The following is a 12,133-nucleotide window of genomic DNA, read 5'->3' on the forward strand; positions in this document are numbered from 1 at the left end:
CCTTAGCTGGATGCGTGAATGACAGAGAAGTGGCCGTTGATGTCTTGCTTGACCATCAGGCCGGCGGCACCCCAGGTACGCCATACGTAATCGCTGTTGTAGAACTGACGAGGATCGGCAACTGTGCCGAACGCCTGACCTACGATCGGGGCAATGACGCCAGCAGCGAGAGGGATAATCACGATTTCGTTACCAGAAAGCTCGGCGTCCTCTTTGATGTCGGAGATGCCGGCCAACTTTTTCAACTCTTCAAGAACTGTGCGCAGAGCATTAACGTCAAAATACTGCTCCCAGTTCGACATGATTTCGCTGGATACGTACCAGGTCTGTTGGCCGTATTGATAGTTTTGCAACTTCAGCACGTCACGCAGAGCGATAGCAGCAGCACGCATCGCCTTAGGGTCGGTGCTGGTCGCAAAGTTAACTGTCAGCGTAACCTGCGCCACACGCTCATCATGACGCAACCCCTTCCAGGTCTTGTCATCGAACTTGATGAAGTTGCCTTCCTTGTCGCGGAAACCTTCCCAGATGTAGTCCACATACTGCCGGCGAACGTCATCGACAGAGCCAGACTGAGCATCAGCCAGGGAGGAAAGTGCAGAGCCTTTGTTGAAGACCGGGTCACGCCAGTTGAATTTAAAGCCGCTGTCGTGGATAGGCACCATGGTGCCATCAAAGGTGTAAGACTTCGCATCCAGCGCCGCACCGATCTGCCCAGACATGGAAGTGTGCGCCCAGCCACGGCCACCCTTGCGGGCATATTCGTAAACTGATTCTTCCAGACGAACAGAGCGAGAAAGCGGCATCAGATCGTTCAGCAGAGTAAATTCGGTATTCGGCTCAAACTCTGCCAGCACCGTCTGATCGTATGCGCGATAGAGGCGCTTGATGTCATCGACGGCGTTAACCGCATCCAACGCTGGAGCATCTGCAGCATCACCACGCACGCGAGTACGCGCAATGAAATCAGCCACGGCCTGAGCACTGGAGTTACGGGCAAGCATCAACTCGTTGAACTGAGACATGTTTGCCTCAAGATTGCGAGTTTCAGTGGCCTTTTTGGTAGAGAAATAAAACATACGGTGCTCCTTACTTGATAACAACGCGCAGGAGTTCGCCTGCTGCCGTGGTGTATGCGCGATCTTCTTCTACAAATGCGCGGACTGACTCACCTTCTGCTGCGGCCTTAACCCGGCCATTGACGATAGAAAGCGGCTGGCCTTTGGTGTAGGTGCCAGCAGCAGCAGGAACGTTGAAGAAAACGCCAGGGGTTGGATGGAATGCAACAACCCAATCACCAGCCTTAATGACGTCATCTACGGTTTTGCAGCGCAGGTAGTCATAGTTGGCTACGTAAAGGATCGCGGCTTCATTGCCGTCTACCGATGCAGTAAATTTCTTCGTGGTGTTATCGAAGAAACCGATCGTGCCAGGGGGGGTATCGGCGGCAGCAGCACCTTCACGATGCAGTTGTGGATTGGCGAAGATACCGCCTGCGTGAATTACATGTTTCCCGTTTTTAGCCATTTTTTACTCCGGCATTTCGCTGAAAGTTTGAGAGGAGTTAACCTGACGCAGCATGCCGTTCAGGCCGATAGAGGTTGAGCACTGGGCAAACAGTTCCTTCAACGGATCACCATCCAGCGCGTTTACGGCAACGTCGCTCATGCCGAATTTGGCTTTAACTGCTGCGCGCATCTCGCCTTTCTCTTTGTCTGCGTTGGCTGTGAATTGGTTATTAAGTGCGGTAAACTGGTCACTCAAGTTTTTAGCCCAGGCCGGCATTTCTTCACCATTGTTGGCGTTCTGCTTGCCGTCCTTTTCTTTCTGCAGCCGCGCAGCCTTTTGTTCTGGCGTTTCGCCATTGGCTGCGACTTCTTCTGCGTTCATCTGGTTGTAGGCATCAAGCAATTCCGCTTCGGTCTTGCCTTCGGTCGGCTTACCTTTTGCCTTCAGTGCGTTAACAATCATTTCTTTCATCGGATTACTCTCTCCGTTGGTTTTAATTTCGTACTCAGTGGGTTTGCGCACGACTTCTACAGGTTCGCCGACGAACACGGCCTTACCGTCCTCATCGATGAGGTATTTCTGTCGGAAAAACTTGGTTTTATCGCGGTAAATGAAGGTGTCGGGCCAGATAGATTCCGGCCAAGGCCAGTAATCGTCTGATCGACCTTCACGTAGCTTGTTGCTGATCGCTTCTCGGATATCGTCAAACGAGAAGTTGGAAGCGTTGGTGAAGAAAAACTTGGTCTTGTTCAGTAGCCCCTCTCGGGTGCAATCAACACCATCCGAAAGGTTTGCAATTTCGACCTCTTGATCATCGCCGTCGGCGTTAACGAAGATGCCAACACCTTCGCTTGGCGTTCCGGCGCCAGGTTCATCCAGTAAAACGGCAACATGGTCAAACACCATGTTTGTGGCGATTTCGTTGTACTTCTTGCCCTTTGATTCGCCGTTGGCCGCAATGCCTGAGTAAAGAAGTCCGGTGGAGATGTGAATGGGCTCTACGTTTGTCCCAGCGATCATTTCATCCAGTCGATTTACCAGCCGCTTACCTTTTTCACTGCCTTCGGCATAACGGCGGTCGACATACATATCACCATTGACCTTTCCATCTACGTGCTTGACGTCTTGAAGCCAGGCGCCAACGTGATAGTTGTTCACCGCGCGGACATCACCCGCCGATACGTGCTTTCCGTCTATTTTTGGATGCCCAAGCGGCATCGGTTTGCGCTCAAGGGTGTTATAGGCCTTGGCAATTTCTGCTGCCGGGTACAACTTCCGGTTCATCACGATATCGTCAACAACGGGCGTAATGCCGCGAACCACGATATGTGGTTTCCCGTCGATGGTTTCGGTAGTGATATTTGAAGCGGAGTTGACGACGGTCAGCACGTTAACGCGGTTGCGCTTCATGCTGTGTCCTCGTTATGGTTTGTTGACTAAGTAATAAGCGGGAAGTAACGTCCCCATTCGCTTAAATAGTGATTACAAGAAGGGGTTAATATGGCTGTTTATAAAGTTACGTATGAATGTAAGGGAACATACTGGGATTTTACGATGTCCAGCGATAGAGTATTAACCGTGAATGATGATGAAGTGATGTCAGCTGCAATTGAAGACTCCATCAACATCCATGGAACTGGGAATCACGAGGTTAGCCCACTAATTGGAATAATCATGGTCACTGAAGAGAAATAAAGTTGCGGGTGCTTATCTGCACCCTTTACGCAACATTTAGGAATTCCTCTTGCCACGATTTCCTCTCTTCTTCCAAACGCTTCGCAAGCCCGATGTTTACTACGTTGTCTTTCTCGTCAACGACCGCAGGGATCTGGCTGCAGTAACAGTTGAACCTGTTACCGTCTTTCGAGTACCACTCACGCACTTCTTCGACCGTGTAAAGCTTACCGTGGCGCGATGCGTGCCAGGCGCGCGTAGTCGGCTTCAGGGCGGATAAATGCAGCAACTTGGTGCGCAAACCTAACCTATCCTGAACCCATGTGGTTTCGTTCCACTGAGCCTCTCTCAGCGCGCCAACCTGCTCGGTCTGAGCAATCGTCTTTGCCTTGGACATTGAGACATCAAGGCGTTTGCTTATCACCCTCATGGTTTCACGCGGGTTCACCCCTCGGCCTACAGCATCGGCGATGATATTGGCAAGGTCAGCGCGCGCTGCATCGCTGATCCCCTTCCAATCGCTGTACGTCGACACGAAAGCAGCGGCCACCTGGTTCTGATAAGCAGGTGTGGACAAAAGCGCGCTTAGCGTGGTCTGCGACGCGTAGACCTCGGACTGAGCAGACAGATTCGTATAGGCATTGAGCGTCCCGCGCCGATACTCATCTGAAATATACTGCAGCGCCCAAATATCCTGACCGTTACCCTCTAACAAGTAGTCATCAAGGATCGTTTGTATTACTTCAAGAAGCGCAGCCAACTGCTGAGCGTCCATGTCATAGACAAACGTACCGGCGTTAACCTGATATAGGGTGTCGCCTGAAAGAACATGCGATCGCTGAGAGTTACCCACCAGCACCCGGCCAATTAATCGCTGGTCGAACAGTTGCCTAAGCGTTGTTTTGATACCCAGATATCGGCTCTCGATATCACGGAACATTTTGTTTACTTGCCGATAGGATTGGGTGGGGTCTGCTTTATTGCGCGGTAATATCGGTGTCCCGACTTTAGGTCTCGGCGCTCTCGTCATTCAGTGGATCCTTACCGACCTGCTTTTTTGTCGGGTCTGGCTGTCTAGGTTCCTCGATTGGCTCAAGTTCGCCGGCGGCGCGTACCTCGTTTGGTTCAACGGCAGACGCGCCGAACGCTTGCTGAGTTTTGTAGGCAACGTCTGCCATCTTGCTCATGTTCTCGAGCTTCTCGCTATCACCTGGAGCCAGCAAATCAGACCAATCGACGGTAATCTCGCCTTTCGTTGGTTGCGATACTACGCCGACGTCACACCATCTTTGAATGACTTCAGTTAGCAGCCAGGATAGCCACCCGCCACGGCGCCCATTCCCTTTTTTGGCCCATTCCTTCCGATCTTCGGTAGATGCGAGATTTCCGGTTTGCTTGCCAAATAGGATATTGAACGGGCAGCCGATGGTTGAGGCATAGCTATTGGCCGAGACTGTCCATGACGGCGTAGGATCAGCTGCGGCAACCGAAAGTACAGATGATGTCCCTGACTGAGTTACCAGCGCAGAATCCGTACCCTGGTTGAGTTTCCTGATCTTTTCATTCATTGCCTCGCCAAGGTCTTTATAGCCAGCATCCTTCGCCTGCTGCGCGATGGTTTTCATGTCGGTTTTATCGTCGAAATGAATACCAAGCTGGCGGCTCGCGTTCTTCAGGAACCCCTCGGCACTTCCTCCCTTGGTCTTTTCGATGTCCAGCAAATCGTTGTAACCAGCTTCGTTAAGAGGGATGCCAGACAACATGTTGTCATCTTCTGAACCTTCGGCGAGGATGATCACCCTGCTGGGGTGAACCGTAACGCTTCTCACATTGCCATAGGTGCCGTCATCACCTACAGGTTGCTCATTGAAGATGTAGTTCACAGGCTGGCCATAAGTTGGTGACAGCGTGTCAACGTCATGGTTACCAGGCTTAATCTGCGATTCCCAAACAGGGATCATCTTTACTAAAGCATTTTCGCCAAGTTTGGCCACCAGCGCTGTATCCACTGGCTCTGACCATTCCCTACTATCTTTGAGCTGCAGAATGATTGCAGAGTAGCGGCCCACCAGGTTGCGCCGATCGGCATCCTTGATTTTTGACCAATGTTTTTTCAGCAGCCTGGTTACCGTTTTTTCCCATTCTGTAGAGGCAGTAGACTTATCAGCCAGTGGGCCATCAATAATTGTCGGGTAGTCGCTCCAGCAGTTATCCAACGTTTTATGCACGCCAGAATAAGCTGCTGAGTTTCGGCGATAGGCGCGATAAAGCAGATCGAAGCTTATGGTGTCCGGGTAGCCAAACTCGTCCCACAGCTTTGTTCTCTTCGTGTTGCCATTCATCTGCCCCGCGTACAAGGAACGCTGGCGCCCTATCGCCACTGCGTCAGCGAGGGCATTGACGAGGAATTCAACCTCGCTATTTTGTTCACTCACTGAGAGCTCCTTAGAAGAATACGGCGCCAACTTGTTTGTGGTTGTTCTTCGCTACGGCAAAGTAGCGGAAACCATCTGAACCGTGCGACGTGTGATCGTGAAGAGGTTTGTCTTTCCAGCATCCGCGCTTGTCATCCCACTCTTTTCGGTATCCCTCAAGGTGAGATATCCCCTCAGCACACTTCTCATCGTCAAAGACGCATTTAGGGAGGATTTCACGGACAGACTCGATACCGGTATCAACCCCCACTTTGGGGACAACCTTGAAAGTCATCGAATACACCTGGCCGTCGATTTCGTAACCCTCGCGCGCCAGCTCCTTCCGTGATTTAGCATCAGAGCCAAACTCTCGGTTTTCAATATCGTGTGGCCCCCAGTGCTCGCCGTACTCATAGCCACGGTCTTTTAACACCTTCATGTAGTGCCTCAAGCCCTCGCCAGAGTTCTCGTAGTAGTCGATGACATGAAACTCTTCACCAACCTCACGAACGAACCAGATTGCTGTTGAGTCACCTACGCCGATATCCCAGAACGTGTGAACCGGGAGGTGAGAGTTGTCGGGAAGTGAACCGATCCGCTTGTTGGTATACAGCCAGCGGAATTGCTTGGCGTAATACGCTCCCTCTACCGACTGTTGGAAGGCTTCAGCGGGTATACTCGGATACTCACGCTTCATGTCGTCGCCAAGAGTCTTCTCTTTAGCGAGATACCAGGCCTTCTGGCGTTCATTGAGCGTGACGCCATGTTTGGCTTCCAGCTCGTTGAAGTAGTCAACCAGACGCTCTGGAAGGCTTTCTACCGGGTCGATTGCATACTGAGGATTCTTCCACCACGTGAAGAAGAAAAACTTCCAGTCGAGGTTTGATAACGTTTTGCCCTGAAGCTGCGCTTTCTCAGCCGTCTGGCAATAGTCGAAGAAATACCCAGCGCGCCCCTCGGCTGTACTCTCGATAGTTGTAAAACAATCTGTCGATACGGCCTCAAAGGCGCCAGTGACGATTTCACGGGCCTTATCCGGGTACTTAGCGCAGATCTTGCCGAACTCAGAAACGTGCAGGTAACGCAGCGTGCCGCCACGAAATGACGTGCTAACGTAGAGAGAGCCGCCATTATTGAAAACCAGCTCACCAACTGCGTCGTTCTTTGCCGGGTTCGCCTTTCTGATCAGCGCTGGCAGGTTGTCGTAGGCATATTTGACCTTTTCCCTAAACAGGCGCTTTGCGTCGTTTAAGGTGTGGGCGATCAGCGCGCACTTTGCTGATTCGAACAACGCGGCATCGAGTTGGACAATACAAACCAGCGTCGTAAAGCCGAGCTGCCTGGCCTTTAGGATTATGTTCCTGGTGTGTACGCCTTCGAAGTATTCGAGCTGCTCAGGGGTCATCCTGAACTTAACCTTCTTCCCCGATTTGTCGGTAATGAAGTAAAGGTTGTTTAGGCGCCAGAATCGATTTTTAAGGTTCTTCTTCAGCTCGCTGAATTGCTTGTTGAGATCAGCCATAAATCACGCCTCAGAAGATATCTCCTTCAGTAGCTCAGCCATCTCATCAGCGATGGTGTGCTGGGTTTCAATCTTTTGCTTGTTGGTATACGCGTCACCGCACTCTTTCGCGGCCTGCTCGACGATCTGAGCGGCCAATGCGTAGTTCTTCATGGTTTCGGTTCGCGTCGCCATGCGGTCAAGAACGCGCAGCCGGTAGGCCTTGTTGGCGATCGGAATATCTGAAATTTCTGTCTTGAATCGATCCCGCGTCGTGTAGAATAGGTCTACCCACTTCTTGGCCAGCGACTTGCCGCTAACCTTTGTCGGATCGTGAGATTCAACCTGCTGACGCGTGATTTTTAGCCCAAACTCTTTTTGGACGGACTCCACCACCAACGTAGGGGTGTCAAAGCACGCAAGCGACTGAATGATGAAGGCTTTTACATCTGGTTTTAATGCAGCCATAAATCACCATCCGTCCAATACAGTCCAATATTTACGCCAGCCTCAACATGCAGTTACCGCACGCCCTGGCAATGTTTAGTTGTGCCACCTCCGCAGGCCTGTTGGCCGCATCAACCAGTTCCTGAACTTCCACGCTGGCGCCATACCGACGAACCACACCAACAAACTCTTCAACGTCGTGGCCGCGCAACTTCAGCACTGGCTGGCCTTCCTTGTTGAATTTTGGTGCGCCGAAATCGTCAGTCGCCTGCGCGATGTGGTAAAGCTCATGCTCGACCAGGGCGCAGAATTCGGCATCGGAGCACTGCGAGCAGTAGTCGGCAGCGAGCGTGATGATGAATTTCGGCACCTCGCCGAACCACTCATGCATCTGCTGTTCCATCCTGGCTTTCTGCCAGCCGCCAGCGCGCATCGCTACCTCTTCAGCTTGGCCGAGCACATGGCGCCCTTTCTTCTCAAACGCGGACGATGCCCACATAAAGCGCAGATCGGCGTCTGCAAGGTGTCCGTGGTCTGGGTTAAACAGGCTGCCGGTATCTCCGATGATTTGACGCTGCATCCACTCCTGCACCTCGTTCGCAGGAACCAGGCCGATATAAGGCGTTAGCTGATGGTCTTCGATAAACCGTAGCGGTGGGTATGGCCGCCTATCATGGTTCTCATCCTGTGCTGTTTTAGCCATGATTATCTCCCAATAAAAAACCCGCCGGAGCGGGTTCAGTCATTTCTTGCCGTTGGCCTCAGCCATCTGCTGGTATCCCGGGTCGTTCGGCCCTGGAAATTTGTGGCTCTGACTACGGTAGTGCTGCAGACGTTCGCGGAAAAGTTCGCGTAAGTGTTCTGGCTGCTCCGCCTCAACCTGAGCCGGCACGATCGGCATGTTCATGCGCTCTTATACGCCACACCTGACGCCGCAAGGTCTACGTTCACCTTGTCCATTTCTTCTTTTGGCAAGTTGCCGAGATTGTATGACATGAAATCCTCCTGGTTCAGAGGATGATACGCCAGCATCCAACTGCATGTAAGCAATTACGACTCACTATAGAGAGAGGGCCTCACAGAGGGTAAACCCCGACTATAGGGCCATCGATACGCTGGATTTCTAATAGCCGACACAATTGAATCAAGCATTTCGCCCCATCACGAAACCCTAATTAGGGCCTCTCATAGCAACACAACCTAAAAATCACGCACTGGAGGTATCAACTTATGTTTTTTGACCATGATATTTTAATATCAGCACTGCCATTTCTCACTGTTTTGGCGAAGATAGCGCTCCACATCATCCGCCGGAGATTCCCACTTCATAAATAACCGCAGCATCAGCCACACCTCGCGGAGTTGCCTCCCACTTCCGTCTTTCCGGCTGCCAAGACGTGATCACCTCCTGCTAGGTAACACAGTCTTATTCCTTGTCGGGGGAATTCTTCATCACGCAGCAGCCTCGGAAAGCTACTCTGTGATAGGCAATAAAAAACCGCCCGTAGGCGGTTGGTGTAGGTGAAAGGCAGGCCAAGCTAATTGCGGATTACCGTCATTCCAAATTATCCCTACTGACACCGTGGCCAGCATGGGGTTCGAGAATGGCAGCGTCACCTGAGCCCCTTGGCTTTTCATGTATTAACCCTATCGCGCGACCAACAAGGCGGAAGACTCCAGCGTCCCAGACGCGGGTGGTAATGCTCTCAAGATGGTTACCCACCTTGGCCGATCTCCCTGCTCACTATCCTCTCGGTTCTGTTACCCCTGGCTCAGGAACCCTGATGTCGCGATCAGCGGCTGCTTAAGGGGACGTTCAAAAGTTTGGTCAAAATGACCTCCTAAGAACATTCCGTGGGCTAACAGTTAGATAATATCTAAAATACGTTTTACTTCAAGCGTTCGCCATTGTGGATAACTGACCTCCACTTCTGAAGTGTTTCCACTTGTCCAGCGCAGATGCTGAATGCTGTTTGTAGTTTCAGTGTGTAACTCACCGCGTCGCCCCAGGTGTCACCTTGTAGGCTTGGCTGCTCGCATGGGGTGAAAACTGACTCAGGGGGTAACAGGACGACTTGCTGGGGTGTCGGTAGCGTTCTGCTGCAGGAGCTCAACAACAGCGGCAGGCATAGGACTATTCCCACATTTACTGCCTTTAAGTGCATCTCGCAATTTCCTCTGGTAGGTTTCCTCGCGCTGGCGTAGTAGCTGATCTCTTTGTTGTTGCTCTGCTGCCAAGGCTCTGTTCTTCCGGTCTTGTGCTTGCAGGGTTGAGATCAGTCCTGACTGCTGCGCCAGCGTCTTTTCCTGTTGCTTAACCTGCTCACCGGCCTTTACTGCATTGCTGTGGAAGTAAAACGCCAGCCTGGCCGCGACAATCAGCGCTACCAGCAACAGGACGATCGCCATAGTGCGGAAGCTGAATGAGGTATTCATGACAAAAACATCTCGCGTTCTCCCGCGCGACGCTTCACCAGCCCAGGCATAACTTTTCCTGCCGAATTGCGCCATTTGGGGAACTCATTCGCAGCGCCTTGAACATCGCCAGCGTTGAATTTCTTTACCAGCGTGGATTGCGCGAAGTTCGGGCCGCCGATGTTGAACGCCAGCGAGACCATCGCGTCAAACTGGTTCTGAGTCATCGGGCGCTTAATCGCGCTGTTGACCGTCAGCTCAAACACGGCCAAGTCATCAGAGAAAAATTGCTCCGCCTGTTCCTGGGTTATTCGGTCGCCCTGCATAACGCCCTTGGTGTGGCCCCAGCCAATCGTCCAAGGCTTGCCGCCGGTGCCGGGGTCTGGGTATGCCTTCAGGCGAAGCTGCTCAAAGCCCTTGATAAACTGACGACCAGTCTTACTTGTTTGCATCTTGATTGCCCCCGCCGAAGCGATTACCCACGTAACCGGACAAGAACGAGCTGAGTTTCTTCACGCCGACAAAGCCGATGAATCCGCCGATGCCTACCGTTAAGGCTTTCGGCACGTCGAAATAATCCAGGGCTGAGTAAGTGGTCAGCGCCAAGGCGCCACACATCAAGCCTTCGAATATGGTCTCTTTCCAGCTGCTGCCGGCATACGCCATCCGAAGAACGGCCATCACGACAGCCATGACGACGCCACCAATAGGCACGTCACCGCGCCACCAGGCCGCAAGAATGTCGCTGAGCTCTGCCCAGTTATGAGGATTGTTTGGCATCTTCATGACTCCACCTCCCGTTTATCGGGCTGTGCTGTTTGTAGGAAAGGATCAGCCGCCAGCCGTAAACGCTGCCGGTAGGAGGGTGTGCCGTGTGTGTCGTCCGTTGGCTGGGGCTGAAATGCAAAAAGGCCACCCGAAGGCAGCCTTGTTTTATGGTTAACCCTATCAGGGTTCATGTTTACAACTTAGTTTATGATGATGCAGCAACACTTCCCGCAGTCATTTCCGTGCATTTTGTTACAAGCTTATTTGCGGTTATAATGGCCGCTTTAGCTTGCACTTCCCCGATATTTGCTTCCAAATCATAATCAGATATAATCCTCTGATCTTTAAGGGATTGAAGCACATATGAAATCGCGATTAAGTATCTTTTCTCATAGCTTTCACTTCCCCGTGCAGCATCACCTTTTATGTAATCAATTAAGCCTTGATGATTTTCTTTCGGGCCATGCTTCATTAGTGGGTTAACCAAATGATAGGCACCGTAGTAAGCACGAGCTATGGCATTGCGAAAGCCGATTTCATCAGCCCTACCAACACAATCATTCGCAAAGGTGATAAAATCCTCAGGAGTTACGGACATTGCCTTCACCCTCCTGCCCTCTGAACCAGGCACTGAACCGTTTATCTGTAAGTTGTTCGCAGTCAGCAAGGGCAAATGCAAGGTCAATGTTCATTTCAGCAATTTTTTCAGGATCGTTTCCCTTCACCATTACCACATATGATGAAGAATGTTCCTCTTGTATGCTCTGATATGCTAACCCAGATATTTTCGCGCCATGATGCTCAAGGACATGTATAGCGTTGCCAGCGATTTTCTTAAAATCGTCATCAGACAGCCCTGCTATCTCCTTGAATTTACTTACTTCTTTTTTTGCTTCTGCAAGAGTCTTAGCCATTTCCTGGCTCTCCTTACCTTCAGCAATATTTATATATCTTGCAGCGTATATAGTAGCCTGCTCTATATCACCACTGAAAAGGCAGCTTTGGTAGGCAGTATGCAAAATTTGTTTATTTACATGCAGTTGCGCTAAGCGCAAAGAAAGATCCCTAACCTCTGTGAACGTGCCTACATTGTTGATGTAAGCCAAGTAGTTGTTAGGCGCAATTTTTACACCATCACTGATAGCTTGCTCAAAAAATGGGATTGCTTTTTCTTTTTCACCATAGGCCGCGTATGTCATCGCAAACAGATAGTTCTGCATAGCTTTGTCTTTAATAGACTCTATCGATTTAATGTAACGATAGAATTCCATTTCTGACAACACACTATCAGCACTTAGTCTGTCTGTGAGTTCATCATTGATTTCTACATACTTAGGTAATGGCTGAGGCATATCTAATCCTTCGTAAACTGAGTCGAAGATTAGACCAATCTATGCCTGTTCAC

Annotated in this window: 15 protein-coding genes and 1 pseudogene; 1 reads left to right on the forward strand and 15 read right to left on the reverse strand. The window is 51.1% G+C overall.

Annotated elements, in window-relative coordinates; all coding sequences use genetic code 11:
* Window positions 1-2 precede the first annotated feature (2 nt).
* Genes ACJ8MK_RS00115 through ACJ8MK_RS00125 form a run of 3 tightly spaced genes read right to left on the reverse strand, consistent with a single transcriptional unit; the run spans window position 3 to window position 2,919 of the window.
* Window positions 3-1,079, reverse strand: a complete 1,077-nt coding sequence (locus ACJ8MK_RS00115) for a major capsid protein (protein ID WP_442517400.1) — start codon at window positions 1,077-1,079, stop codon at window positions 3-5.
* A 10-nt stretch (window positions 1,080-1,089) separates the two neighbouring features.
* The gene (locus tag ACJ8MK_RS00120; protein WP_442517401.1) at window positions 1,090-1,527 is read right to left on the reverse strand and encodes a hypothetical protein; all 438 of its coding nucleotides are present in this window, start codon (window positions 1,525-1,527) and stop codon (window positions 1,090-1,092) included.
* 3 nt (window positions 1,528-1,530) lie between these two features.
* On the reverse strand, window positions 1,531-2,919 hold the full coding sequence (locus tag ACJ8MK_RS00125) for a DUF2213 domain-containing protein (RefSeq protein WP_442517402.1): 1,389 nt from the start codon (window positions 2,917-2,919) through the stop codon (window positions 1,531-1,533).
* A 90-nt stretch (window positions 2,920-3,009) separates the two neighbouring features.
* Here ACJ8MK_RS00125 and ACJ8MK_RS00130 point away from each other — a divergent pair, with 90 nt between their 5' ends.
* Complete coding sequence (locus ACJ8MK_RS00130; RefSeq protein ID WP_442517403.1) at window positions 3,010-3,204, forward strand: hypothetical protein; 195 nt, start codon at window positions 3,010-3,012, stop codon at window positions 3,202-3,204.
* Between the two features lie 25 nt (window positions 3,205-3,229).
* On the opposite strand, the gene ACJ8MK_RS00135 is transcribed toward ACJ8MK_RS00130, so the two are convergent.
* The 12 genes and pseudogenes from ACJ8MK_RS00135 to ACJ8MK_RS00190 form a co-directional block, all read right to left on the reverse strand.
* Window positions 3,230-4,213: a phage minor head protein gene (locus tag ACJ8MK_RS00135; protein ID WP_442517404.1), complete on the reverse strand. Its 984-nt coding sequence runs from the start codon at window positions 4,211-4,213 to the stop codon at window positions 3,230-3,232.
* Window positions 4,191-5,618: an anti-CBASS protein Acb1 family protein gene (locus ACJ8MK_RS00140; protein ID WP_442517405.1), complete on the reverse strand. Its 1,428-nt coding sequence runs from the start codon at window positions 5,616-5,618 to the stop codon at window positions 4,191-4,193. The genes ACJ8MK_RS00135 and ACJ8MK_RS00140 overlap by 23 nt, the downstream gene beginning before the upstream one ends.
* A gap of 10 nt (window positions 5,619-5,628) precedes the next feature.
* A complete protein-coding gene (locus tag ACJ8MK_RS00145) occupies window positions 5,629-7,119 on the reverse strand; it encodes a hypothetical protein (protein WP_060425681.1) in 1,491 nt (496 codons plus the stop codon).
* A 3-nt stretch (window positions 7,120-7,122) separates the two neighbouring features.
* Window positions 7,123-7,566, reverse strand: a complete 444-nt coding sequence (locus tag ACJ8MK_RS00150; protein ID WP_442517406.1) for a DUF2280 domain-containing protein — start codon at window positions 7,564-7,566, stop codon at window positions 7,123-7,125.
* Between the two features lie 31 nt (window positions 7,567-7,597).
* Window positions 7,598-8,248 (reverse strand): putative metallopeptidase, encoded by a 651-nt coding sequence (locus tag ACJ8MK_RS00155; protein ID WP_442517407.1) that lies wholly within the window; start codon window positions 8,246-8,248, stop codon window positions 7,598-7,600.
* A gap of 39 nt (window positions 8,249-8,287) precedes the next feature.
* Window positions 8,288-8,541 (reverse strand): annotated as a pseudogene (locus ACJ8MK_RS00160) (DNA polymerase III subunit theta).
* An 893-nt stretch (window positions 8,542-9,434) separates the two neighbouring features.
* Window positions 9,435-9,710, reverse strand: coding sequence for an Rz1-like lysis system protein LysC (gene lysC, locus ACJ8MK_RS00165; RefSeq protein WP_246838185.1), 276 nt, complete (start codon window positions 9,708-9,710; stop codon window positions 9,435-9,437).
* Window positions 9,601-9,981, reverse strand: a complete 381-nt coding sequence (locus ACJ8MK_RS00170; RefSeq protein ID WP_442517408.1) for a hypothetical protein — start codon at window positions 9,979-9,981, stop codon at window positions 9,601-9,603. Before ACJ8MK_RS00170 ends, lysC begins: the two co-directional genes overlap by 110 nt.
* Entirely contained in the window at window positions 9,978-10,412 is a 435-nt protein-coding gene (locus ACJ8MK_RS00175) for a lysozyme (RefSeq protein WP_442517409.1), read from the reverse strand. Before ACJ8MK_RS00175 ends, ACJ8MK_RS00170 begins: the two co-directional genes overlap by 4 nt.
* Window positions 10,399-10,746, reverse strand: a complete 348-nt coding sequence (locus tag ACJ8MK_RS00180) for a phage holin, lambda family (protein WP_079451460.1) — start codon at window positions 10,744-10,746, stop codon at window positions 10,399-10,401. The genes ACJ8MK_RS00175 and ACJ8MK_RS00180 overlap by 14 nt, the downstream gene beginning before the upstream one ends.
* 187 nt (window positions 10,747-10,933) lie before the next feature.
* The gene (locus ACJ8MK_RS00185; RefSeq protein WP_097102221.1) at window positions 10,934-11,326 is read right to left on the reverse strand and encodes a hypothetical protein; all 393 of its coding nucleotides are present in this window, start codon (window positions 11,324-11,326) and stop codon (window positions 10,934-10,936) included.
* The gene (locus ACJ8MK_RS00190) at window positions 11,310-12,080 is read right to left on the reverse strand and encodes a hypothetical protein (protein WP_442517410.1); all 771 of its coding nucleotides are present in this window, start codon (window positions 12,078-12,080) and stop codon (window positions 11,310-11,312) included. The genes ACJ8MK_RS00185 and ACJ8MK_RS00190 overlap by 17 nt, the downstream gene beginning before the upstream one ends.
* Between the last annotated feature and the right edge of the window lie 53 nt (window positions 12,081-12,133).

The sequence above is a fragment of the Serratia sp. CY38905 genome (genome assembly GCF_052168875.1).
Lineage (GTDB): Bacteria > Pseudomonadota > Gammaproteobacteria > Enterobacterales > Enterobacteriaceae > Serratia > Serratia sarumanii.

Coding starts and splice junctions, on each gene's coding strand:
- ACJ8MK_RS00150 (WP_442517406.1), bottom strand. CDS start 7,566: ATGGCTGCATTAAAACCAGATGTAAAAGCCTTCATCATTCAGTCGCTT.
- ACJ8MK_RS00155 (WP_442517407.1), bottom strand. CDS start 8,248: ATGGCTAAAACAGCACAGGATGAGAACCATGATAGGCGGCCATACCCA.
- ACJ8MK_RS00180 (WP_079451460.1), bottom strand. CDS start 10,746: ATGAAGATGCCAAACAATCCTCATAACTGGGCAGAGCTCAGCGACATT.
- ACJ8MK_RS00125 (WP_442517402.1), bottom strand. CDS start 2,919: ATGAAGCGCAACCGCGTTAACGTGCTGACCGTCGTCAACTCCGCTTCA.
- ACJ8MK_RS00120 (WP_442517401.1), bottom strand. CDS start 1,527: ATGGCTAAAAACGGGAAACATGTAATTCACGCAGGCGGTATCTTCGCC.
- ACJ8MK_RS00170 (WP_442517408.1), bottom strand. CDS start 9,981: ATGAATACCTCATTCAGCTTCCGCACTATGGCGATCGTCCTGTTGCTG.
- ACJ8MK_RS00175 (WP_442517409.1), bottom strand. CDS start 10,412: ATGCAAACAAGTAAGACTGGTCGTCAGTTTATCAAGGGCTTTGAGCAG.
- ACJ8MK_RS00145 (WP_060425681.1), bottom strand. CDS start 7,119: ATGGCTGATCTCAACAAGCAATTCAGCGAGCTGAAGAAGAACCTTAAA.
- ACJ8MK_RS00185 (WP_097102221.1), bottom strand. CDS start 11,326: ATGTCCGTAACTCCTGAGGATTTTATCACCTTTGCGAATGATTGTGTT.
- ACJ8MK_RS00135 (WP_442517404.1), bottom strand. CDS start 4,213: ATGACGAGAGCGCCGAGACCTAAAGTCGGGACACCGATATTACCGCGC.
- ACJ8MK_RS00115 (WP_442517400.1), bottom strand. CDS start 1,079: ATGTTTTATTTCTCTACCAAAAAGGCCACTGAAACTCGCAATCTTGAG.
- ACJ8MK_RS00190 (WP_442517410.1), bottom strand. CDS start 12,080: ATGCCTCAGCCATTACCTAAGTATGTAGAAATCAATGATGAACTCACA.
- lysC (WP_246838185.1), bottom strand. CDS start 9,710: ATGCACTTAAAGGCAGTAAATGTGGGAATAGTCCTATGCCTGCCGCTG.
- ACJ8MK_RS00130 (WP_442517403.1), top strand. CDS start 3,010: ATGGCTGTTTATAAAGTTACGTATGAATGTAAGGGAACATACTGGGAT.